Raw genomic sequence first — 23,993 nt, 5'->3', positions numbered from 1 at the left:
CCACGGGAGGTAATAGAATCTGACGGTTTAGAAAAAAAGAATGCCTACCAAAGAGAAATACTCCTTGATAGGCATTCTTACTAGTTCTTATTTCAAGAGTTCATTTACCCTTTTTTGTACCGAAATGTAGTCATAGCCGGCATTTGTAAGTTTGTTTTTTCGATCTTGTCCGTTACCCCAATCGCCACGAATGACTTCCTTTGCGATGGCATCAATAGACTTTTTACTAGATAGCATTTCATTGACCTTTGATTGCACCACCGCATAATCATAGCCTGCATCTGTTAAGCGTTTCTTTCGTTCTTCACCATTACCCCATAACCCTTGAATGACTTCCTTGGCCAGCAGCTCGACCGATTTCTTTTCTGTAGGAGCAGGTACGTTTTCTTCTTTCCCAAGATGATTAAGCCCTGCACTTTGGATAATCGCTTTGTAATCTTTAAAAGCATAATTCATGTCTAAGTTTCCTGAGTAACCACTTAGTTTACCTTTGCTTGTGTACTGCCAGATACCATGACGAAGTGTCGGTTCTTTACTCGACCACTGAGCGACCCAGAAATCATAAGGTGCTATACGATCCAGTTCTGTTAAATCTTGAAACCAAGAACTAGACGCATAGATACCAGCATAATATCCAGCATTTTCTACGGTTTCACAAAAGCCTACTAAAGCATCGGTAATGGCTTTCTTGCCACTTGGTTGCTGGTGATAATTATCCTCTGTATCAATAAATACGGGATAAGAGATGGTCTTGCCTTTGATAATTTCTAGGCATTTATTCGCTTCTGCTATGCCCTTGGTTTTGGTATTGGCACAGCTGTACCAGTAAACACCGATAGGAATACCTCTCTCGTGAAAGGCTTTGTAGTGTTTTTCAAAGGCATCATCTTTGTGTAAACTCACTCCTGTACCGTGACCGGTGTATCCTGCACGTAGAATGACAAAATCAACCTCTTTTGCAAGTTGGTCATAGTTTATCTGACTTGGTTTTTGCCACGTGCTGATATCGATTCCTTTAGTTTTCATGATTATTCCTCCTCGTCGCTCTTGTTATGAAGCTGTTTTAATACATCTTTTAGTTTTTCTGGGATAGGTAGTCCAAGATGAGCTGAGTTTTCTAACAGTGAGATCCCCTCATTCGATAAGTAGAAGAAAACAATAGCTGTTCTTAGTACGCTCCCATCACCAATCACATAGACATCTAAAATATTAGCCACACCCACTAAAACAAAAATCAGCACTTTACGGCTGATTCCGATAAATCCCACTTCGCTTGATAAGGTCTTATCAGCGATGGCACATAAGACACCTGTTAGATAGTCGATGACTACAAAGACTAGTAGCGCATATAAAAATCCGTCTGCTCCTCCTAAAAACCATCCGAAGAATCCACCGATTGCTGTTATCACAACTTGGATCCAGTTCCATATTTCTTTCATTGAAAATTCCTCCTTTTGTTGAAATAAAAAGAACACCTACTTTTGCAGATGTTCCTTTGATTACTCTATTTGTTTTGGTAGCCACTCCCAGAGTCTTAAATCCTCCTGCCCTAGTGACCACATACACATGCCTCGAAGTTTCCACCGATAAGCTGCTTCATTTGCCCAGTACACAAGGCTATCTACATCTTGATAATAAAGAATGGAAAATCCGTCACCATCACCTAAGAAAAGACGAGATATCCAGATGTTGATATCCCTTGGAATGATGGTGACACTGTAGTCATTTCCGCACTGAATGGACGGCATCATATCTGAATGAAAAAAATCATAATCTAGGGAGATGCTTTCACTTCTTGTGGCTGATTCCTCAAGGTCTGCTGTTAAAGTAAACACTTGAAACTCATCATCCCAAGAACAGTTACTTCTTGATAGCCGACCATAAGTTTTAAATGTTCCATCTGGCATAAGCACGTCAAAGCGTTCATAAGGCTCATAGGTCCAAGCATCGCCTAAGCGAAGCAACTGGCAATGGACTTTATTATTCGAACGAATACCTGCATACCCTGTCACATCCGAGCAAGTGGCTGTAAAGCGCAGTGTATTGGATGCAGAGGAATAGACCCGCACTTGATTGCCACGTTTTCGAATTTCTAGAGTGTAAAAGCTTGGATTCGATCGAATGTTTGCGGCCGATGTTTTTGAAAAGCTGGTGGAATAACTACCTTTTAAAGTAGAACCTTCATACAGTTCAATACGCTGCGTATCATAATTAAAGCAACAATAAATCGTTCCAATAAAAACACCTGCCTTGCCACTGAAGGTTTCAGGAAAAATAATCTGCGCCCTTAAATGGATATCTGAAAAATTGTTGTAGTTCCATGCTAACTGCCCCTTACCCTCCAGTTGGGAATAGGGTCTATTCATCGAACTGCTTGTATCTTGCCAAACACTCCATTCGCCTGATAATGTTGTCCAGTAGCTTTGGGGGAGAGGGTTATCATCTCTAAAATCCTCATACCACACAAGGGCAGAATCTGCTTTTCTTCTAAGCATTTCAAGCGTCAACTTAAAACCAGTTGCAGGTCCTACCATATCACCATTTACATCTTTGAAATGTCTAGGAGCAAGGGTATATTCTGCTTCACCAACTGTTGGCTCCTCAGAAAATGAAGAACAGACTCTAAATCCATAAAACTGTACACCCTTTGCCCCAAGCGAAATGGTGATGGTGTGTGTTCCTGCAGAAAGGCTCACTCCTTTTTTAAGCACCGCCCAGAAAGTCGTTCTCCAATAAGGCCACCACAGTCTGTTTTCAAAAAAATCTACTTCATTTCCATCAAGGGAGATATGAATATTATTCTTATCCCAAAATGGAAAGCCTAGCTTTACTGCTACATCATAAGTGCCTGCCTGAGCAAGCGTAAAATGATAGGTTGCCGCACCTTCATCCCCCAGTGTTGTGACGCTATTAGAAACAGAAACAACACCAGAATAACTATCTGGCATGGCATCATGATCTACATAAACAGTTCCAAAGGCTAACTTTTGTTGTTTGCCATAGGCCGTCAGATACTGTCTGCCATTGTAGCTTGCAGATAAGAGTGGATAGCTATAGCGAGTGGCATCTCTTCCTTCCATATAATCGTAGACATGCGGCAATGCCCAGGGCACTTTATTCTCATCATCCCAGTAAGCCACGATGGGAATAAACGGTTGAGGAGGCGCATCGTCTGTGAAATTATAGACTCCTGTCATCCAGTATTTTGCCGCATAGTAGGTATGAGACGTTCCCCTATAGGCTTTACCTAGGTTTTCTGGTGTGTCATAGATTTGCCAGTTCCATCCATAAGCAGGCATCCCAAAGAAAATCTTATCGGGATTCATCACTGTAACGGCATAATCATAAATCCCTTCAAGCCAGCTCCTTGGAGATACAGGTCCCGGTGCAGAACCTGACCAAGCCATACCATAACTCATAATTGATGCGGTATCGCAATAAGGGTCTAGGTCACCATAGACGCACCAGTTCTCACCACCGACAGAGCCATTGACACTGGTCATACCTGGAAGGCAAATGTTCATCAGTTTACTTGAATCATAGGCTTTGATGGTGTTGTAAATATTTTTAAACATGGTCGTTGACTCAGCATGAGTGGAATAGTCATCGCCTCTTTCTAGGTCAATATCAATACCATCGCACCAAGGATACTTTTTCATAATACGAATAAGCTCGGATAGAAACAGTTCCTGAGCGCCATTCGTGTTATCTCTCAATGCTCTGAAAATACTATTTGCTCCATCATTGGCAATGGTAAGTAACCATTTGATGTGACGATAACGGTTAATGTAGGGGAGCATACTACTGATGGTGACACCACTCTCAACAATTTCACCCGTAGCTCGTACCTTAAAAGAAAAAAGACCGATGGTATCAATCCGGTCTCCATATTTCTCTAAAGCTTCATACATCCGTGCATTTCCCATAAAAGTCCACACCATGATTTTCTTGCCTTTTAGTCGTTCCATTAGAATGGTTCACCTCCGTCTTGCATTTCCTGCATGGTAAACAGCACCCTTGCAGATTTCCCTTTTTCAAGGGTCACTTTGTGCTTTGAGTCCCAGGCAGCACTGTATTGATAGAACCCCTCTTTGGGTTCGCTTGCTCCGTTTTTGGTACATGCTCGTGTAGATGCTAGGAGCGCCAAATCAACATCTTTTCCAATGGTTCCAGGGAAGGAGACCTGTTGCCCTCCTATACCTTGGCTTAGTTTCACTGTTCCAGCAGACATAGAAAGCTTTGGATAGATATGAATATCAAGTCCTGCAGAGGTTTCACCAACATTAAATAAAATAATGGTTTCCTCTGAACGGACCACACCGTTAAACCAAACAGGATTCTTGATACTGCCATCTACTTTTAGTTTTTCTAACCTACTTTCTGTATGAGGCGCATAACCATTTAGAACAGGTCCTTCTTGTAACTGGATGTCCGTAAACCAAATCATGCCAGTGCAATCATAGAGGGTAGGTTTCATGCTTACACTCATGACACGCTTATCTTGTTTTTTATTTATGACTTCTGCTAACCTTATAAATTTAACCTTAGCCATCTAACGTCCACCTTATTTCACAGGGATGACCTACCCATCCCGTGACTACTGACCCTGCTTGTAAAAAGAGATCCGTAATATAAAAAGTGCCTGTGCAATTTGTGACACAGACACGGATGGTAATGGATTTTACTTTAGAAGAGTAGCTTTCTGGGAGTATCTTTTCTGATGTTCTTGAAAAATAGGCCACCAATCCACCTCCTTAATACAAATCAATAAACCTTGCTTCTGTCGTTCCATCTTCATATTCAATAACCACTTCAATGCCAACCTGTGAGTTGCTACTCAGCTTTTCAAGGTTTTCAGATGCGATTTGTGCCGAGAGCGTGTAGCTAGAACGATTCGCTGGATAGATGGTCTGAGCCATACTCTTTGTCATATTAGCTACACCCATTGCCTTAAAGGATGTCGACCCACTTACACCGTTATCACCATCTACTTCAAAGCCTGAGTTAATCCAGTAAGCCATGCCATCATCAGCACGAGAATTTCGCAGCAGATTAAAAGGCACCATTTCACGGATATCATTGTTCGTCACCATACTTGTGCCTTCAAGAGAATCTGCCACGTTATCCCACTGGCTTGCAGAACTACCCAGATTTTTAAGGGTAGTGGATAGTTCTAATACTGTATTCCATGGTTCTTGTAAGTTGTATTCTCTTCGTATAACACGAGTTGTCACCGACAGTCCTAAATCTTTATCTTCTACATGAACATAATCGCCAAGCGACCATGCTTCATGCTCATAACCCGTTAACACCGATAAATCCATTGCGTTTAAAACATAAGAGATGTTTGGTTTTGAATACTGAGCAAGCCTCATCTCGGTATATTCTTTCATCTGATAGGGATTGGTAAAGGAAGAACAATCAAGCGTTGATATTCGAATATCAGATGAATACGTATAGTCCTCCACATATGCCTTTCCTCCATTGATGTCTGCAAAAGTAAGACCATCGCTGCCAATGGCATAGAGCCTTGTCACAAGACTTCTGGTATCCACGACTCTTTTAATGCTCTTCATATTTTTCTTATAGGCAAATAATGCACCGCTATCCGTACCATAGACCGTTAAGAGATGGACTAGCCTATTCGGGCAATCAAAGACGAGATCACCACCGTGTAAGTCAGCAATCGTGCGAAGGATGGAAAGAGCATTCTTTTCTGTACTCGTCCAGGTTCTTTTAGTTCGCACATTGACTGTGCCTACGCTCCACTCTGTTCCTTCTAAGGCATAAGCCATAGAGACTTCGGCAGTTTCTGCATCAAATTTATGCTCTTCTTTTCGCACTGAAAAAGTCAGGTCATAAAACTCTGCCTCAGCATACACTTCAGTCGCTAGATTTCCTTCGCTGTCTTTTGTATCCGTCAAAGTCCTTACTTTATAGATGTCATCAACAATCTGGATTTTCTTTTCGCTATCAATGAATCCCCTCTTGGTATCACGGTAAGGGATCATAAAGGAGAGCGTATCCTCGCCATTGATTTCACTGGTTACTACAATGTTATAAGCATTTTCTAACACAGCCTCCCAAGCCCCATTTGAATCCAGTACGACCGGTCTTGAAAAACCAATCCTCTCATAAGGTGACTTTGGAATGTCATATAGCCTGATATCAATAATTCGAGGGGTCTTACTCGTATCTGTGGTAGTAAGTGTGACCCTAAAACGAATGTATGCCTTATTTGGAGATACCAGTTTTCCATCAAGTGCGATGGCTGCCCAATCACTCCAATGAACCAGGTCATCACTTGTTGAGGTTTCTATCGGCCCAACTGCAGTTACCCCAGAAATATATTCACTGGTAACGGAGACCCGACCTGTGCCAGATAGATTGCACGTTGCCGGAGCAGTATATAGTGTTCCTTCCGTTGGATAGACACCTTCTGTTTCCCTTAAGCTCACCACTCCCGGTACGCTAAGGGCATCAACAGCACCGCCCATATCACCACCGTTAGTCAAAAGAGACCCATTGAAATAATCAATCAAATCATCCACCGTAAGACTTGAATCCATATCAAAAAACCAGTCATCAAATCTTCCAGCATACCAATAGGCATCTGCATGCATGCCCATAATGATATCGGCCGTGCAAGAAGGATTTAGTGTGCCTGTAAAGGAATAGGTCGGGGATACCCAGCTCGTTCCGCTCGTCTTATCTCCCAGTACAATCCATGCATTTTTATTGTTTGGTTCTATGACCGTGCAAATAAAATACACACCACCATTGATAAGTGAAAAAGGCGGTGTGGATGTTTGGTCGAGTATAAGAGAACCACTAGCGTTATAAAGCATGATTCTAGGTCTGCCTGCAAAGAGCGACAGGTAAAAGATAGGCTGACCAGGACCATAGCGCGTATTTAATATGGGGCAATAGGTATTTCCCACCGAATAAGTAGTCGGTATCATCCAACCGCCAACAAGGATTCGCTCTCCCATCTCCGAAAAGAAAGTACCATCATTGGCCACTTTAAGGTAGGTTTTTTCTGTAGCGGGATTGTTGATGTTGATTCGGATTTGTCTTCCTTTTTGGCCGCTTTGAAGGCTTGCAGTTGTTCCTAGATAATTGACAAGCTCTATTTTTCTGTCTAACCCAGAAGAGTCTGCAAGATAACCGTTTTCATCTACCGATACATCATTAAATCGCCACAGTCCGGATTTTGCATACTCGACCGGAAACTCTCCCGTAAAATCTGTCTGTTTATTTAAAATTGTTTTTAGTGCCACTGAATCACCTCCATCTACTACCAGCCTTTATTTCAAGCGCTGTAAATACAGCATTATTTGTTGTTATTGCTAGGGTATTCGTGCCTACATTGAGACTTGGAAAATCAATCTCCTCTAGGTAAGGCAAAGCGTTTCTTAAGATTATCCCGTTTTCGTCTTCCACATAAGCCGTCATCTTATCTGTATTAATGACAAGTGTTTCTTCTGCCAAAAGTACAGCATTCACTATTTTCATTTCCAAGCCATTGGTTGTAACAGAAATAGAATTGTTCACACCCGATGTGATGATTCCCTTCAAGCGATACATAGGATTGGATTCAACATTACCGGTCTGTCTTAAAATCGTGTGACTTCCTTCGCTTTCTATTAAATAATTTTCATCCGTAATGGCATAAGCAAAAGGGTCAGGACAGAAAAATTTCAAGTTAAAACTTCCTGCAAAACGAATGAGTCGTTCACAATCCACTTTTTCATTCAGCCTTGCCATGAAATACCTGTCGGGTACATCATCAAAAACAAGCTGTCTCAACCCTTGCATTGGATTAAGCCAAGTAGAAATATTATCAAGGGTAGTCACCAGTGCAGAAAAGCTATGCTTAGGATAGATATTACAAGCTAAATTGATTTCTCGGTAATCAAAATCAGCCCCAAAGTCTGTCACACCATACTTTCCAGGTACGGTGGTGGTAAGATTACGCATTCCTCCACAGACCTGCCAGGAAGTGAGCCTGGCTTTTAGTCCCATGCTTTTTGAAGAAATATCGTCATATGAAAAACCCATCGGCACACCTCCTTATGTTGTAGAAAACCGGCCCTGAGCACGAGAGCCTGTCTGAATTAAGTTATAAAGTTCCTGAGATACCCTTCTGATATCATCTTCACTTCGTACAATCATCTGCTGTACAGTAACCAGCGATCCACTGACACCACCTAGGGAAGAGGTCGCTGCATTTGAAATCACGCCGCCTACAGAAGTATCCACTGAAAAGTCTGTAGGCAAGGATGTACTCATATCGCTGGCAAGACTGGTCATCACATCGTTGATATCCTCGCTCATCATTTCAGCCGCTTTCACAGCTTCATCACCGTTATCTTGGATAGAACCTGCAAGACCTTTTACAAGCATTTCACCAACCCACCCCATCTGCTTCGATGGTGATTTGATACCGAAGAAATCCTTGATGCCAGTCCAAATGCCACTAATCCAACCACTCACTTTATTCCATAGCCAAGAAGCAAGAGATTGAATACCCTGCCATAGTCCTTTTACAATGTTGCCACCCACCGTCACGATGGAACCCATGGAGTTTGTAAATGCTCTGACGATGCCGCCAATAATCTGAGGCACTGCTTTTACGATCTCTACCACAATGGTTGGTAAATTCTGAATGAGTGCTACAAATAGCTGAACCCCTGCCATAATGATCTTGTCGATGTTTCCAATTAATGCATTTACAATACTTGAAATGATTTGAGGTATCGCTGCAACAATGGTGGTAATAATGGTCGGTAGATTTTGAATCAGTGCAACAAGTAAGTCGACACCCGCTTGAATCAGTTGTGGGATCGAACTTAAGATCCCATTCAATATTCCATCAATAATCTGTGGAATCGCCTCTACAATTGCCGTAATAATTTCAGGCAAGGCAGCAACAAGCGATGTTAGTAACTGAATACCTGCATCTATAATCTGAGGAATTGCGCTAATAATAAAATCAATGATTGCCAAGATAATCGTAGGGAGAGCCTCAATTAGTTGCGGGATCGCTTCGAGTAGCCCCTGAGCCAAACCAAGTATTAACTGCAGTGCTGCATCGAGCAGCATGGGTAGATTATCCACCAAACCTTGCACAATCGTAGTAATCGCATTAACTGCCGCAGGAATCAGTTCTGGCATTGCTTGCCCAAGACCATCTACTAAAGCTGCTATTAACTGAACGGCTGCATCCACTAGCAGTGGTAAGTTTTCAATTAAGGCATTCACAATCGTAAGGATGGAATCAACTGCTACCGGTATTAAGGTAGGTAGTAGGTTCATCAGTGCGTTCAGTACCTGAGTAAATAAATCTGTCACCGTAGCAAGCAGTGTCGGTAACACATCAGAAACCGCATCCAATAATGCTTCAATTGCGATGGGCAGGGCCTTCACGATATTTTCAATCACTGGAGTAATGTTTTTTACCACAGACTGAAAGGCATCCACCATGTTTTTACTGAGTTGTTCCATATCCGCATCGGCATTTCCAAAACCAACTAAAAGATTTTGTAAAGCAGATTCGAAGGCATTCAAGGATCCAGAAATAGTCTCCTCTGCCTCAAGGGCAGTTGTACCAGCAATGCCCATGCTTTCTTGAATGACATGGATGGCAGAAACTACATCGGCATAAGAAGAAACATCGTACTCAATGCCAGAGATAGCCTCGGCATCGGCAAGGAGCCGCTCCATTTCACTTTTTGTACCGCCATAACCAAGCTTAAGATTGTCTAGCATGGTGTAATTTTGCTTAGCAAAACCCTGATAGGCATTTTGAATGGACTCCATGTCTGTACCCATTTTGTTGGCATTGTCAGACATATCAGTAATCGCCATATCCGCATATTTAACGGCTTTTTCTGTATCCCCTCCAAGAGAAGAAATAAGGCTTGCAGAAAACGAAGTGACGGTTTCCATGTAGTCATTGGCAGAAAGACCTGCCGTCTTATAGGCATTAGCAGCATATTCTTGTAACTGCTGAGAGTTTTCTTTAAAAAGCGTATCCACACCACCGACTAATTGTTCGTAATCGGCATAGGCGGAAATGACTTCTTTACCCAGTTTGACAGCCGCCGCACCTGCTGCAATAGCAACTGCTCCCATGGCAATGCCGATAGATTTTAGAGTTGTACCTAAGCCTTTAAACTTAGATTCAGATTTTTCAGCAGAGTCAGCCGCCTCATCAATCTCTTTTCCCATATCATCTGCACTGTCGGTGACATCGTTCATTTCACGGTTCATGTCATCGAGAGCATCTTCAGCATCATCATAATTGGAGTTAGCTTCTTCAAGAGCAGCATTATTGCTACTTAACTCTCGCTCCATATTGTTGAGTGCCGCCTCAGCATTGTTCAATTGAATCTGCCAGTTCTGTGTTCTTCTATCAGTTTCTCCAAAGGAGGTAGCTGCATTCTCAAGAGCCGACCTCAAGGTATCAATTTTGCTTTTTTGGGTTTCAATCTCTTTGTTGAGGACTGAATTTCTGGCGGAAAGAGCCTGGACAGACTTATCGTTTTTATCAAATTCTGAGGCTACCAGTTTCATTTCAGAGCCAAGTACTTTAAAGGAACGATTGATATCTGTTAATGCCTTCTTAAATTCTTTCTCGCCTTCAAGACCGATTTTCAAGCCGAAATTATCTGCCATGCTTTCCACCTCCTTTGTCAGATTCCATCAGGGATAATGTCATCGATAAATATCTCTCTTTTTGGTTTTGCCAGCCCCTGATACTGTTTGTGGCACTCCCACAAGTCTAGTAGCAAACCAAACGGCATCAGCCAAAATTCATCTATGGTCAGATGTAATACGCTGATGCCGTAATATAAAAGCCTCGTAAATAACTCTTCGTCACTTACGGGGCTACTGCGTTTTTTTGGCTTTCCTCACTGAGTACATTTCTTTTTGCACCCTTGTAAAGGGCATTCATAATTGCCTCTTTGTACTCTGCCAAATCAATCGGGCTTGTGAGAATTTCCACCTCATCTTCGGTCAGTAATTCCTTCGGTGCATCCTTGTGCTTGATGTTATAGACAAGAGTACTTTGATTGGCCAGTAAGGTAATCAGCCACACAATCTCCGAAAGTGCCATCTCGACATTCTCAGATTTCATTAGCTTATCGCCTAGGTTTTCAAGACCACCATATCGTCCTGCAATCTCCTTTGTTGCCTTTGTAGTAAGTAGTAGCACATATTCATCGCCACCAATACGAATGCTTGCTGTTCGTTCGTTATCCATGAATTATCCCTCCTTATACTGTGTAATCCGGTTCATAGACTTCTGTATACCAACTGCTGATAACCGATGCCGGTACATCCTTATCTCCTTCGGTCACTTCCGCTTTCCACGGATGTTTACCGCTTGTATCCGGCTTGTTTCTTCGGAGAACCGTACCTTCAATTGTTGGTGTTGAGAAAGTGATGCTGTCACCTTTTGTTGCTAGGTTTGTCGCAGGAATACCGAATTTCACTCGATAGAGCCAATAGTATTTATACTTGCCATTGGATTTCTTTGCTCTAAAACCAACAGCCACAGGATCCCCGCCATCTTCACTGTTAGAAACCACAACGTTGTTCTTATCAACCGTGACTCCGGTTAAGGCGGCTGCAGTAGTCGAGCCAATATCATCCACTCCAAGAGAGATAGTGCCATTTTTAAATTCTTTAACGATTTCTGCCGCACCATCATCTGCATAGAGAGTTGCTTCTGCCAGTTCAACAGATAACTCTGCTGAGATTGCTTTTGCCAGCTGAGTGGGTGTGCCATAGATTTCTTCGCCATTTTCATCATCTGTGATGGTCGCATAATAAAGTTTATCCAGACCAATTGTTGCCATTTTTAATTACCTCCTATTTCATAATGTTTGGCTACATCCACGTTGTAGTGGTAATAGCCCGTATCATCTTCAAAGCCGATGTAGCTCCGTGCGGTTATGGTGAAACTGGAATCCAACAATAACTGCACCACTTGATTTTTTAACGCTGTATAACTGCCTTTGCTATAAATTGAAATCCGTGCCTCTTGAACATCGATGCATGGTAGATTATCCGAATGAAGGTCAAAGCTATCGCTCATCGGAACAATCACCATGTACTTACCAGGGGCAGTATCCGAAAACACACCTGTTTCTATTGGTACATCTAGTGATTCTAAAGCGACTTGTAAGTCTGCTAGAATGCTCATATCTTTTTGACCTCCTCTTCAAAAGTGCTTTTCATTGTCGAGATACATTCAGACTTTGATGCACTTTTAGCTGGTTTCAAAAAAGGTTTTGCAGGTTGACCGTGTTTGCCATACTCAAGGATGTTTGCTATTTTTGCGTTACTCTCTCCATCAGACCTTGGTTCAGAAAAACCTATTTTAATATTGTGGTTTCCGTTCCTATCTAGCCTGACTGAAGTGACACCAAGTGCCTTTTCTAATTCACCCGTTGATCGTGATTCATGCTTTGTACCTTTACCGATTACAGCAGAAAGATTGCTCTTCGTTCGTTTGAAAACGACTTCGCCACCTGCTTTTAGCACCTTTTTGGCAACAGGGTCAAAGTCAGATCCAAGCTTTGAAATCTTGAGCAAAAAATCATCGGGCATCTTAATATCAACTTTTGCCAATACTGCTCACCACCTTCTTCGCCAAAACTTCTGTATACATACCTCGACCTTTTACGTTTTCTACCGAGGTAATATCAAAACGTTCTCCATCACATTCAATAAAGTGTTCTGTCGTAACCTCAACTTCTGGAATAGCACGAAACCTGAATAAATCCGTAGCCTCTGAAAAAGTAGCCAGGTTAGCCCAGCGCTCACTACCATGACGCCCTTCTCTATAAACTCGAACTGAGGCAAGTATGGTCTGTGATGTAGTGGCAAATCCCTCACTATCTTTCGTTGTTGTAATTGCTTTAATATCAGCAAATTTATTCATTTTTCCAAAACTCATCTCTTACACCTTCCAATCCCGATCAAGTCTAAGGAGCAAATTGACCGTATTCCACACCTGCTGACCGGCTTGCACATTGTCAGCAAAGAAGCCACCCGTACTGCCATCTCTACTTTCATAGAAATGAGAGGAAAGCATAATAACAGCTTGCTCTGTAGTCGGTGGCATAGGATTGTCGCTATAGAAGTTTTCGGGTATATGCTGATAACTCTCGGCATAACTGACAGCAGCGGTAATCAGCTGTTGCAAGAGTTCATCATCTGAATCATGTTCAAGAATTAAATTGGCTTTTACTTTTTCAAGCAGTGTCATACCGCCACCGTCCTTTCTGTTTTACTAATCAGCTGTCATTAGTCCTGCAGCTTTTAGCTTTAAAAGCAAAGCGTTAAATTCAGAAACTAAGGTCGTAATATCATCTGCTACGCTAGGTGCTTGGTTTTCTGCAGGAGTAAAAGAAGAAGGGAGACCTGTTACGGTTGCTCCCTCCTTAATCTCTAACGTTCCTGCGATGACGGTTTTGTCTCCGCCTTGTTCGGTGTAGTTTTTTGTGTTGTAATCCATATCGCACCTCCGTTAGGCTTTCTGCTGAAGAACCTTGATTGCTTCAGGTAGTACTAACTTGCCATCCACACGTTCTTTAGCTACAAAACCGACCATGCCATTACCTGCAAACAGCTCACGAAGTTCTGCAAAGGAACGAGAACCACGATCTCCAATGTTGTAGTAAGACAAATCGCCAAAGATAATGGTCTTAGCACCTGCCTCAATGGTAGGCATATAAGCAGATGTATAAACAGGATAGCCAAGTAGTTTATCTGGTTCACCTGCAACAAGGGCCGGTTGCCACATATAGGCACCGTTACCGTCCTTTAGTTTTCTAAGGGCTGCAATGGTCTGGTCATTTAAAATGAACACGGCATTTTTACGGTAAGGACGCTTCAAGGAATACACTAGGTTAATTACTTCGTCAGCAGTAATCGCCGTTGCAGATGCTGTGGTCACACCGACTTCAGCTCCACCACTTGCAGCTAGAATACCCAGTGGTTTTCCTGTACCATTGCCATTAATAAAGGCATCTTCTTCGGCATTAGCCAGAGCCTTATAAAACTCCTCAATGATGTAATTCTCAAGTTGGAAGGCATTATCATAAAGTAGTTCTTCAGTAACCTTTACGGCTACATGAAGTTTGTGGGCATCCAGATTGATTTGAGAGAAGGTTGCATCGCTAAAGGTCAGTGCCTCACCCTCATCAATCCATGCAGCCGCAGGTTTTGTGGCCGCTATATTGATTTTTCGCTCACCTGATGTGGTAATTCTGTGACCCAGCTTACGAATGATATTCTCTTCTTCCAGACCATCAATCAATCTGCTGTCGTATTCTTCGGGTACGAGATAGCCACCATCTGCGTCTACCCCTTCTTGTAGGACATTGGATACATTACGGAAGTTTGAACGTAGGGCTGAAAGCATGGCAGTCTTATAAGAATCAGCTGCTCGGCCAGTTTTAATTTCACTGTTATCCAGTCGACCATTCATCGGATTTTCAATGATTGGCTTGCTGACAGGTTTTTCAAGTTCAGCCTCGATTGCTTCACGTCTTTCTATGCGATGGATTTCATTCGTGAGTTCAGTGATCTCATCTTCCATGGTTTTGTAGGTTTTATCATCTTCTGCGGATAATGTGCCATTCTTGGTTTTATGAGTGTCCAAGAACCCATCCATCGTTTCAATAAGCTTTTTGCGTTTATTACGCATTTCTGTAATCGTCATAGTAAAATTCCTCCATTTACATATATTTTTTGATAATCAAAAGACGCTCCTTGAGTTCATCAATTGAGCGCCCTTGGGGTTTGGCAGATTCCTCCGCCTGAATTGGTTTATTCTTTTCTGCCATTTTGTTAAGTAAGTTAGTTGCCACTGCTTTTCTAGAAAACGCATAGGCAGAAAAAGTGGGTTCGGATTGTTTCTCATCCTTTAGCACATCGTCTGCAAAGCCAAGTTCTATGGCTTTGTTGGCATTCATCCAGGTTTCAGCATCCATCAGATGAGATAGTTTGATGCGAGATATTCCAGTCTTAATCTCATAGGCATTGATAATGCTTTCTTTCACCTCATCTAACATCTCAATCGCTCGTTTCATGTCTTCATGATCACCCATCGTGATGGTTGCTGGGTTATGAATCATCATGAGTGCTGTCGGAGCCATTAGTACCTTTGTTCCTGCCATGGCAATGACAGAGGCGGCAGATGCTGCAATCCCATCAATCTTGACGGTTACCTCATCTGGATAATCCATCAACATGGTATAAATCTGACTTGCGGCAATGCAATCTCCACCCGGTGAGTTAATCCATAAGGTGATGGGTCCTTTTCCGCTAAAGAGTTCATTTCTAAACATCTGCGGGGTCACATCATCATCAAACCAGCTTTCTTCAGCGATTGTTCCATAAAGCTCAAGAACTCGTTCTTCTTGTTCGCTTGCTTGGTTCTTCCATCGCCAAAATATCTTGTTCTTCATCCAAGTCTTCCTCCTTTCCATCCTCGTTTGTATTTGCGAATGCACCTGCCTTTGTAAGAGGGAGCATATTGCCGTTTACAAGGTACATGTCACCGCCATCCTCTGAAGGGATACGGTCTAGGTTTTCAAGTTCCCTAATATCATTTGCACTCATCCAACCGTTCTGCCTTGCTGTGGCATATCCGCTCATACGACTGACATAATCCCCTCTCAGTAGGCCTTCTACATTGAATCTAAAGAAGTATTTTTTCTTTTCCTCCGGTGTAAAAAGGGTGCGGGCTAGGGTTTGCTCCCAACGCACTACCCAAGGGTCTAAGGTGTATTTCACAAACTCAAGAGATTGTTGCTCAATATTAGAAAAGCTCGACTTCTCAAGGTCGCCTACCATGTGAGGAGGGACTCTGAAAATCCGAGCAATTTCATTTATTTGAAATTTCCTTGTTTCAAGGAATTGTGCTTGTTCTGGTGAGATAGAAATCGGTGTATATTTCATCCCTTCTTCAAGCACAGCTATTTTATTGGAATTGGCACTGCCACCAAATTGTGACTGCCAAGCCTCTCTGACTTTCCCAGGTTCTTTAATCGTTCCCGGATGCTCCAACACACCACTTGGAGCCGCACCGTTAGCAAAGAACTTGGCTCCATATTCCTCTGTTGCAATGGCTAGACCAATCGCATTTTTAGCCATCGCAATCGGGGAGTAGCCAACCAGTCCATCAAACCCGAGTCCGGGAATATGAAGTATATCGGAGGTACTAAGTTTTACTGTCATTCCCTTCGTACTGTTCACATCATCTGCACCTCTGGTATATAAGTAATAGAGCTGCCCACTCTCATCTCGATGAACTGACATCCGATTTGGCATCAAGGGGTAGAGCGCGACAACTTCACCTTTTCCATTACGAATAATCTGCGCATAACAATTCCCCCATAATAAAAGATGAGTCATCATTGTTTCTCGAAACACAAAAGAACTCATCTCAGGATTTGGTTCATCATGCAAAAGTTTATACAAGGAATGGTCAATTGCTTTTTCCTTGCCACCATCATCTGTATAACGATAAAGGTGCAGTGGAAGCCCTGCTACTGCTTCAGCTAATATTCGAACACAAGAGTATACGGCCGTCATTTGAAGTGCCGACCGCTCGGTCACTGTTTTACCTGCTGTGCTTGAACCCATTAAAAATGTATAGTTGGAACTCACAGCTCTGTCAGTAGGCTTATCTCTCGCCTTAAAAATGGATGATAAAAATCCCAAAACCAATCACCTCCCTCATATAAAGAGAATGCCTCGGTTGTCATAAACCGAAGCACTCGTATCATTGCCACAACGAATCGCTCGATCAAGAGCCATAATCGTTGCCACTGCACCATCAATCTTTTCTGATGATTTTTCCTTGTCCGGCTTGATGTTGCCTGCCGGGTCTGTTCGAACAAAAATGTTATCCATCATCCAACGAAGTACAGGATGCCCACCATGAGCAACCTTTTCTTCTAGCGTTAGTTTCATCAGTTCCTTAGTCGGTGGACTCATATCCTTAAATCCTTGACCAAATGGGACAACAGTAAAGCCCATGCCTTCTAGGTTTTGAACCATTTGTACGGCTCCCCAACGGTCAAAGGCAATCTCACGAATATTGTACTTTTCGCCAAGTTCTTCGATGAACTTCTCAATAAAACCGTAATGGACCACATTGCCTTCCGTTGTTTTAAGCTGTCCTTGCTTTTCCCAGACATCATAGGGAACATGGTCACGGTTGACCCTGGCACTTAGAGTTTCTTCTGGCAGCCAAAAGTAGGGAAGAATGATGTATTTATCATCCTCATCTAGAGGAGGAAACACCAATACAAAGGCAGTAATATCAATGGAGCTAGAAAGGTCTAGTCCGCCATAACATACTCTGCCAAGCAAATCCTCTTCATTTACAGCAAAGGCGCATTTATCCCATCTATCCATTGGCATCCATCGAACAGCTTGTTTGACCCACTGATTAAGTCGTAGCTGTCTAAAGGCATTCTCTTCTGCAGGGTTTTGCTTGGCTGATTCACAAGCGGCTTTTACCTTATCAATCCCTACCGTTATGCCAAGGCTTGGATTAGCTTTTTTCCACACCTTCGGATCTGTCCAATCATCTGACTCATCTGCTCCATAAATAACCGGATAAAAGGTTGGATCAATCTTTCTTTTCTCCATGAGGTCTTTGGCTTTCTGATGGGTTTCATAGCAGATTGATTTTGTATCAGAGCCTGCCGTGGTGATCAGAAAATATAGGGGCTGCGTTCTGGCATCACCAGAACCTTTGGTCATGACGTCAAAGAGTTTTCTATTGGGCTGAGTATGCAGCTCATCAAAAACAACACCATGAATATTAAAACCATGCTTTGAATAAGCCTCTGCTGAAAGCACTTGATAAAAACTATTAGTCGGTTGGAAAATGATCCGCTTTGTTGCCGATAAGATTTTAACTCGTTTACTTAGAGCCGGGCTCATACGTACCATATCAGCAGCCACTTCAAATACGATGGACGCCTGTTGCCTGTCTGCAGCGCATCCATAAACCTCGGCTCTTTCTTCGCCATCACCACAAGTAAGCAGTAATGCGACAGCTGCCGCTAATTCAGATTTCCCCATTTTCTTAGGAATCTCAATATAGGCTGTATTAAACTGCCGATAGCCATCTGGTTTCAGTGTTCCAAAGAGATCTCTGATAATTTGTTCTTGCCAATCAATCAGTTCAAATGGTTTTCCAGACCATTTCCCCTTGGTATGACTTAAACACTCAATAAAGTTGACCGCATAATCTGCAGCATCTTTATCGTAGATAGAGTCCTTTGCCATAAAAGGAGTTGGTTTATATTTCTTGAGCTTTCTGATTGCGGTCACCTCCCTTCAAAATGAGCATAAAAATAGACCCGCATCAAGCAAGCCTTATTACTCTTTCTATACGAGAAACAGAGCCAATGTTGGCACTGTCCTCTATTGCTATTTAGTTGTGTTCTAATAATAAGATTGCAAGTGCAATTTCTGCATCCTCATCCACAGGCTCAATGTCCCAGCCTCGGTCATAATTTGCAATAATCTCTTCCTTGCGCTTAAGCATGAGCTTAGAGATGCGTCCTTTGTCAATGCCAAGTTTCGAGCTTTTCTCATAGCACTTTACCCAATAATGGATAATGCTATCATGAACTTTAATGCTACCTTCTTTCCACACGGTTTTATTCCTCCTTACCGGTCAGAATGAACCGGGAATAGGCACCAACGTTATCTGCAAGGTAAATAAGTAGCTCGTCATATCCTTCCCTCAGAGCGATTTCCTGTATTTTTCGCACATCAAACATATTGGTTTCACCAGAATCTCGAATGGCAAGAATCTGCTCTTTTATCTTACTTGTCATCTTCAACCCTCCTGCAAAGGTCTTCTCCAAAGACTACGGATAAACTGGAGCCTGTATCCCAAGACACCATTATGGAGCCGATGTCATCAACACCTATGACTGTTCCTTTTGTGCCAATCATTGGAGCTTGAATATCATCCATTCTTAGTAATTCTACTCGGCATCCTACAGGGTACTTCTCACGAAGATTTTGTAACCGTTCTTTACTAATTATCCTCATTTTTTGCTCCTCCTTTAAATGCCGATGAACCTGTCAGGTTTCTAAGCAGTATTTTTCGCTCATCTTTATAGTCTTTTCCAATAAAGCCAAGGCGGAGCAAAAAGCATCTAAATGCGTATTTTTCATTTTCTACTTCTTTCTCTTTCACCGTGATGCGTTTCTGATTTATCGCCATCTCTGATAAGGCTGAAATGAAGTGGGTATATGCTTTAATCTCTTCTGGTGTTGGTAACTCTTCAAACCAAGGAAATGAAACTTCATCTTCAGAAATTTCAATCGGCAATTCTTCTACACCAAGTGCATGACGAATTAGTTCTCCTTTTGCCTCAACAAGTGCTTGTAAGTTTTCAAGTGCGCCTTCAGAAAAGTTGCTCCTTGGCATGGAAACTGTAAGGCCAAACTCCTCGCTGTCTGCCGTTTGTTTGCCCTCTGTAGCGCTTATCTCTTCCTCAGCAATAAAACCCTCGCTGGCTAAATGCCTAGCCACACGCTCGATTTCCGTGCGATTTGCCTTGTCGCTGAGTTCAAGGTTTCCATTCTTATCGATGATAAAATCACTCACCTCATAAGCCATGCTAGGCATTCCAAGGTACTTAGCTTTAACTCCCATGAGATTACTAAGAGCTGCGACCAGCCTTTTTCTTTCTGCTCCTGTTACGTTATATTTAATGACCATGTACAAAACCTCCTTTTGTTTTGGTATGTACATATATCACTCTAAAGCACTGATATAGCAAGCTTTTTCTCGATTATTTGGTGTAGAAAGAAACCCTAAGTATTACCCTCTAATTGTGTATACCAAACAATGCCCGATAGTACAAAACACACGTTAGGCAGAGCCACACCATTACCCCACATCTTGTATTCCGCAGAATCTGAATGAGGGTTTTTAAGCCATTTCGTTATTTGCTTTAAGGTCTTTGGTTTCGAATAACTACCAGTCGCTTTACGGTACGTTTCAAAAATGTCATACCAAATCTGAAGGTCTTTCATTGTTGGGTTCTCTATGCCTAAATCACTGCACCACCAGTCTGGAAAACCTTGCAGTCTTGCACACTCGGTTGGTGTTAATCTTCTCACCGTATAATCGACACAACCATTGACATTCACAAGTGGTGGATCCTTGTAATCTGTAGCTACTAAAGTATTGGCAAGTTCCTCATTGGCATTTGTAAAAAACGATGCTTTACTGGATGAATAGGTAGGAGTTGCAACAGCACTGGGGCCTTGCGCCTTCAGTGTTGAATTAATTCCATCTTCAGTAATCCCAAGGTTTCTAGCATAGTTTTGACCGCAGTTAAATGACTCCCTATCAATGGCATAGACCACAGCGTGTTTATCTACAGTATTTAGAGTAAAGCTAAGCTCCTCATTCACACCATCACCTTGAGGTCCATTCTTGTCTGCCCGTCCTATCATAGAACCTTGTAAGCCATACGATTCCACCACTGCAATACCACCTTGATTGCTGTCCGGTGCATTACCTGACGTATCAATCGTTCTTGCCGTGTCACTCTCGTAAACATTGGAACGAGCATTTACAGTTCCTTCCGAGGTAAATCGCACATCATAAGTCTTAGAATTCTCCACAACAAATGGTTGGTTGTTGCCTCCTGTTCCATATGTCGCTGAAATCGTTGGTGCAACATCAATTGGCCCAGTAAAACGTGTATCCTTTCCATGATTATCAAAAACAGCCGAGTCCATAACACAAGGTGGATGATTTGACTTAGCACGTAGGGTACAAGTGATATCCTTTGTCACATCCATACGATTACCGCCCTGGTCATTTAAGCAGATTGTGCCTGTCTCTCCAGTGCTGTCTGCAAAGTTGCTGGCAGTTCCTTGCCACGAGCGGATGCTCTTTTTAGAATACCCAGACAAGCCTTCTGACTTAAATAGTATTTCTCCGGCACCCCCACCTGCAAAATCTGCGACAAGGAAGATGCGTTTTCTTCGTTGGGGAACTCCCCAGTATTGAGCGTCAAGCACTCGCCAGGCAAGGGAGAAATGATCTCCCACAATACTTCCTGCTTGTTTCCACTTATCAATCTTAGGAACTGATAAGGTTTCATCCTTGATGTGGCAGATGCCTTCAAGGACACATCTGAAATCTTCTCCTTTGTTTGATGAGAAGGCTCCAGGTACGTTTTCCCAGACAATATATTTTGGTTTTTTGCCATCTGTAGCACACCTCATTTCTTTTACAATTCGGATGGCCTCATAAAAAAGACTTGAACGTTTACCATCCAAGCCATCACGCTTACCTGCTATGGATAAATCCTGACAAGGTGAGCCAAAAGTAATAATATCTACCGGTTCTATCTTACTGCCATCCATGCAAGAAATATCTCCATAATGTTTGATAAAAGGCAGCCTTTTCGTTGTCACCCTAATAGGAAACGGTTCAATCTCCGATGCCCATACTGGGGTAATACCAGAAATTAAACCGCCTAAAGGAAAACCACCTGAACCATCAAAAAGACTGCCAAGGGTTAGATTAACCATCAGCAACCTCCAGTTCACCATAGTTGTAGCTCAGCCCATCCCTTTGGACGCTGACATCGGTAGAAGTTCCGACCTGTTCAATGTAGCGTTTGATGATGACATCGCAAAACTTTTCATCTAATTCTGCCGTGTAGCAAATGCGCTCTGATTGTTCACAAGCAATTAAGGTACTACCACTGCCGCCAAAAGGATCTATCACAATGGTGTTAGTCATCGAGGAGTTCAAAATCGGATAGGCGAGCAGAGGGATAGGTTTCATCGTAGGATGGTCTCCATTTCTCTTCGGCTTATCAAATTCCCAGATGGTGGTTTCTTTCCTGCCCGTATACCACTGATGCTTGCCTTTCTTTTTCCAGCCAAACAGCACAGGTTCGTGCTGCCATTGATAAGGAGAACGCCCCAGTACAAGGGAGTCCTTTTTCCAGATACAACAGCCAGACAAATAAAAACCGGCATCCGAGAAAGCTTTTCTAAAATTAAATCCTTCGGTGTCGGCATGAAATACATAGATGGAGGCATCGTCTGCCAGAACTTCTTCGATGTTGATAAAGGCATCTAAGAGGAACTGGTAGAAGGCATCATTTCCCATATGGTCATTTTTAATCTTTCCTGCAGTGCCTTCATAATTCACATTGTAGGGAGGATCTGTTACACACAAGTTTGCCTTCTTTTTATTCATCAGCACATCATAGGTTTCTTCTTTGGTGGAGTCACCACAGATAAGCCTGTGTCTGCCAAGCGTCCAGATGTCACCAAGCTTGCTGATAGCAGGCTTTTTTAGTTCTGTCTCCACATCAAAGTCATCATCGTGGATCCCCTCTTTCAGCGTGTCTTTAAATAAGTCATCCAGTTCTTTAGGGTCAAATCCAGTTAGGGAAACATCAAAATCTACACCTTGTAAATCTGAAATTAAAAGAGCTAATTTATCCTTATCCCAATCACCGCTAATTTTATTGAGTGCGATGTTGAGTGCTTTCTCTTTCTCTTCGTCCATTTCGATAACAACACTCTCAACTTCAGAAATACCCATATCCATGAGAACCTTCAGTCTTTGATGCCCACCAACAACATGGCCGGTCACCTTATTCCAGATAACCGGCTCTACATAACCAAATTGTTCAATGGATCGTTTTAATTTATCGTATTCTGCATCTCCTGGTTTCAAATCTTTACGAGGATTGTATATTGCAGGGATGAGGTCTTTTGTGTTCTTCTTTTCAATCAACATATTTGTTTACCGCCTCCCTTAGTTCTGTATAGCAATCTAGAAATTCCCACGTGCTTAAGCCATATCTGAAATGGCCGTAAGTAGCTGTATCTGCATAAATGACATCCGTCAGTTTTAGCTTTTCGATAATGGCTGCAGGTCTTAGATTGAATACATCTAACACAGCACGGCAAAGGATACTTTCTTCCACCGTGCCTGTTCCAAAGGTATCAATCTCAAGAGCAACAGGATCTGCTTTTCCAATTGCATAGGAAATCGCTACCTGACATCGCTTAGCAAAGCCACATCGAACGATATTCTTTGCAATCGCCCTTGCCATATAGGCACCACTGCGGTCAACTTTTGTCGGGTCTTTTCCTGAAAATGCACCGCCACCATGGGCGGCGAGTCCGCCATAGGTATCAACCATGATTTTTCTTCCCGTAAGACCGGTATCAGCTGCTGGTCCTCCTTCAACAAATCGTCCACTAGGATTAATGAGGATCTCAGTCTCATCGTCAAATGGATACTTCTCAAAGACAGGCCAAAGCACCTGGGCAATGACTTCATTTCTTAAAACATCTAAATCTTTATCTGCACTGTGTTGAACGGAGACAACGATGGTCTTAATTCGTTTTGGTTTGTCACCTTCATATTCAACGGTAACTTGAGCCTTTCCATCAGGACCAATGTCTTTGATCACACCATTCTTCATCACCTTATCTAGCTTTTCGCAAATGGCATGGGATAAGACTAAGGGGAGAGGTAGTTTCTCACTAGTTTCATTGGTGGCATAGCCATAAACGGTGCCTTGGTCACCCGCTCCTAACATGGAATACCATGACATATCACCCTCACGAGATTCCAAGGCTTGATCCACACCACCTGCGATATCTTTACTTTGTTGATGGACATAGACAAAGACTAAAAACTTTCTAGGATTGTAGCCCACATCCGTAAGAACACGGCGGACAACACCTCTAATGTCAATTCTCTTTGAGCAGGTAATCTCACCGGCAACAATGATGTGTCCTTTGGTTGCCATCACCTCACAAGCAACACGAGAGGATTTATCTTTTCTTAAACACGCATCTAAAATGCTATCTGAAATAAGGTCACATAATTTATCGGGATGACCTTTACAGACACTTTCGCACGTTCTATATTTTTTCAT

Annotated in this window: 26 protein-coding genes; all 26 read right to left on the bottom strand. The window is 42.5% G+C overall.

The genetic code is table 11. The annotated features are described in order from the left end of the window. Nucleotides 1-87 precede the first annotated feature (87 nt). Nucleotides 88-1,026, bottom strand: a complete 939-nt coding sequence (locus tag RBQ60_RS06505) for a GH25 family lysozyme (protein ID WP_086035006.1) — start codon at nucleotides 1,024-1,026, stop codon at nucleotides 88-90. A gap of 2 nt (nucleotides 1,027-1,028) precedes the next feature. Further along, nucleotides 1,029-1,439: a phage holin family protein gene (locus RBQ60_RS06500; protein ID WP_018659530.1), complete on the bottom strand. Its 411-nt coding sequence runs from the start codon at nucleotides 1,437-1,439 to the stop codon at nucleotides 1,029-1,031. A 60-nt stretch (nucleotides 1,440-1,499) separates the two neighbouring features. After that, on the bottom strand, nucleotides 1,500-3,968 hold the full coding sequence (locus RBQ60_RS06495; RefSeq protein WP_307885763.1) for a glycosyl hydrolase family 18 protein: 2,469 nt from the start codon (nucleotides 3,966-3,968) through the stop codon (nucleotides 1,500-1,502). Continuing rightward, on the bottom strand, nucleotides 3,968-4,552 hold the full coding sequence (locus tag RBQ60_RS06490; RefSeq protein ID WP_307885762.1) for a hypothetical protein: 585 nt from the start codon (nucleotides 4,550-4,552) through the stop codon (nucleotides 3,968-3,970). Before RBQ60_RS06490 ends, RBQ60_RS06495 begins: the two co-directional genes overlap by 1 nt. After that, nucleotides 4,545-4,742, bottom strand: a complete 198-nt coding sequence (locus RBQ60_RS06485; protein WP_018659533.1) for a hypothetical protein — start codon at nucleotides 4,740-4,742, stop codon at nucleotides 4,545-4,547. Before RBQ60_RS06485 ends, RBQ60_RS06490 begins: the two co-directional genes overlap by 8 nt. A gap of 12 nt (nucleotides 4,743-4,754) precedes the next feature. Continuing rightward, complete coding sequence (locus tag RBQ60_RS06480; protein ID WP_307885761.1) at nucleotides 4,755-7,280, bottom strand: phage tail protein; 2,526 nt, start codon at nucleotides 7,278-7,280, stop codon at nucleotides 4,755-4,757. Between the two features lie 4 nt (nucleotides 7,281-7,284). Next, nucleotides 7,285-8,061: a distal tail protein Dit gene (locus RBQ60_RS06475; RefSeq protein ID WP_307885760.1), complete on the bottom strand. Its 777-nt coding sequence runs from the start codon at nucleotides 8,059-8,061 to the stop codon at nucleotides 7,285-7,287. A gap of 12 nt (nucleotides 8,062-8,073) precedes the next feature. Beyond that, entirely contained in the window at nucleotides 8,074-10,680 is a 2,607-nt protein-coding gene (locus RBQ60_RS06470) for a phage tail protein (RefSeq protein ID WP_307885759.1), read from the bottom strand. A 205-nt stretch (nucleotides 10,681-10,885) separates the two neighbouring features. Continuing rightward, on the bottom strand, nucleotides 10,886-11,269 hold the full coding sequence (locus RBQ60_RS06465) for a hypothetical protein (protein ID WP_067632680.1): 384 nt from the start codon (nucleotides 11,267-11,269) through the stop codon (nucleotides 10,886-10,888). 13 nt (nucleotides 11,270-11,282) lie between these two features. Beyond that, the gene (locus RBQ60_RS06460; protein ID WP_046391892.1) at nucleotides 11,283-11,867 is read right to left on the bottom strand and encodes a major tail protein; all 585 of its coding nucleotides are present in this window, start codon (nucleotides 11,865-11,867) and stop codon (nucleotides 11,283-11,285) included. A gap of 2 nt (nucleotides 11,868-11,869) precedes the next feature. Next, nucleotides 11,870-12,214 (bottom strand): hypothetical protein, encoded by a 345-nt coding sequence (locus RBQ60_RS06455; protein WP_307885758.1) that lies wholly within the window; start codon nucleotides 12,212-12,214, stop codon nucleotides 11,870-11,872. Beyond that, nucleotides 12,211-12,642, bottom strand: a complete 432-nt coding sequence (locus tag RBQ60_RS06450) for an HK97-gp10 family putative phage morphogenesis protein (protein WP_307885757.1) — start codon at nucleotides 12,640-12,642, stop codon at nucleotides 12,211-12,213. The genes RBQ60_RS06455 and RBQ60_RS06450 overlap by 4 nt, the downstream gene beginning before the upstream one ends. Then, entirely contained in the window at nucleotides 12,629-12,970 is a 342-nt protein-coding gene (locus tag RBQ60_RS06445; protein ID WP_307885756.1) for a head-tail adaptor protein, read from the bottom strand. Before RBQ60_RS06445 ends, RBQ60_RS06450 begins: the two co-directional genes overlap by 14 nt. A gap of 3 nt (nucleotides 12,971-12,973) precedes the next feature. Further along, entirely contained in the window at nucleotides 12,974-13,282 is a 309-nt protein-coding gene (locus tag RBQ60_RS06440; RefSeq protein ID WP_307885755.1) for a head-tail connector protein, read from the bottom strand. Between the two features lie 24 nt (nucleotides 13,283-13,306). Continuing rightward, nucleotides 13,307-13,531, bottom strand: coding sequence for a Head fiber protein (locus RBQ60_RS06435; protein ID WP_307885754.1), 225 nt, complete (start codon nucleotides 13,529-13,531; stop codon nucleotides 13,307-13,309). A gap of 12 nt (nucleotides 13,532-13,543) precedes the next feature. Next, on the bottom strand, nucleotides 13,544-14,740 hold the full coding sequence (locus RBQ60_RS06430) for a phage major capsid protein (protein WP_307885753.1): 1,197 nt from the start codon (nucleotides 14,738-14,740) through the stop codon (nucleotides 13,544-13,546). Between the two features lie 16 nt (nucleotides 14,741-14,756). Continuing rightward, nucleotides 14,757-15,488, bottom strand: a complete 732-nt coding sequence (locus RBQ60_RS06425; protein WP_275163597.1) for a head maturation protease, ClpP-related — start codon at nucleotides 15,486-15,488, stop codon at nucleotides 14,757-14,759. Further along, nucleotides 15,424-16,746 carry a phage portal protein gene (locus tag RBQ60_RS06420; RefSeq protein ID WP_307885752.1) on the bottom strand — a complete coding sequence of 441 codons (1,323 nt, stop codon included), beginning with the start codon at nucleotides 16,744-16,746 and terminating at the stop codon, nucleotides 15,424-15,426. Before RBQ60_RS06420 ends, RBQ60_RS06425 begins: the two co-directional genes overlap by 65 nt. Nucleotides 16,747-16,761: 15 nt before the next feature. Beyond that, nucleotides 16,762-18,327, bottom strand: a complete 1,566-nt coding sequence (locus tag RBQ60_RS06415) for a terminase large subunit (RefSeq protein ID WP_122864892.1) — start codon at nucleotides 18,325-18,327, stop codon at nucleotides 16,762-16,764. 148 nt (nucleotides 18,328-18,475) lie between these two features. Continuing rightward, entirely contained in the window at nucleotides 18,476-18,700 is a 225-nt protein-coding gene (locus RBQ60_RS06410; RefSeq protein ID WP_122864845.1) for a DUF7678 domain-containing protein, read from the bottom strand. Between the two features lie 4 nt (nucleotides 18,701-18,704). Further along, a complete protein-coding gene (locus RBQ60_RS06405) occupies nucleotides 18,705-18,884 on the bottom strand; it encodes a DUF5049 domain-containing protein (RefSeq protein ID WP_307885751.1) in 180 nt (59 codons plus the stop codon). Next, complete coding sequence (locus RBQ60_RS06400) at nucleotides 18,874-19,104, bottom strand: DUF4314 domain-containing protein (protein ID WP_061106212.1); 231 nt, start codon at nucleotides 19,102-19,104, stop codon at nucleotides 18,874-18,876. Before RBQ60_RS06400 ends, RBQ60_RS06405 begins: the two co-directional genes overlap by 11 nt. Next, nucleotides 19,091-19,780, bottom strand: a complete 690-nt coding sequence (locus RBQ60_RS06395; RefSeq protein ID WP_307885750.1) for a virulence protein — start codon at nucleotides 19,778-19,780, stop codon at nucleotides 19,091-19,093. Before RBQ60_RS06395 ends, RBQ60_RS06400 begins: the two co-directional genes overlap by 14 nt. 95 nt (nucleotides 19,781-19,875) lie before the next feature. Further along, nucleotides 19,876-21,612: a DNA (cytosine-5-)-methyltransferase gene (gene dcm, locus RBQ60_RS06390; protein ID WP_307885749.1), complete on the bottom strand. Its 1,737-nt coding sequence runs from the start codon at nucleotides 21,610-21,612 to the stop codon at nucleotides 19,876-19,878. Continuing rightward, nucleotides 21,605-22,840: a site-specific DNA-methyltransferase gene (locus RBQ60_RS06385; RefSeq protein WP_307885748.1), complete on the bottom strand. Its 1,236-nt coding sequence runs from the start codon at nucleotides 22,838-22,840 to the stop codon at nucleotides 21,605-21,607. Before RBQ60_RS06385 ends, dcm begins: the two co-directional genes overlap by 8 nt. Further along, a complete protein-coding gene (gene metK / locus RBQ60_RS06380; protein WP_307885747.1) occupies nucleotides 22,830-23,993 on the bottom strand; it encodes a methionine adenosyltransferase in 1,164 nt (387 codons plus the stop codon). The genes RBQ60_RS06385 and metK overlap by 11 nt, the downstream gene beginning before the upstream one ends.

Origin of the sequence: Anaerotignum sp. MB30-C6 (genome assembly GCF_030908465.1) — a bacterium.
Classification (GTDB): Bacteria; Bacillota; Clostridia; order Lachnospirales; family Anaerotignaceae; genus Chakrabartyella.
The sequence above is the reverse complement of the archived record's forward strand: the minus strand, read 5'-3'. Positions and strand labels throughout refer to the sequence as shown.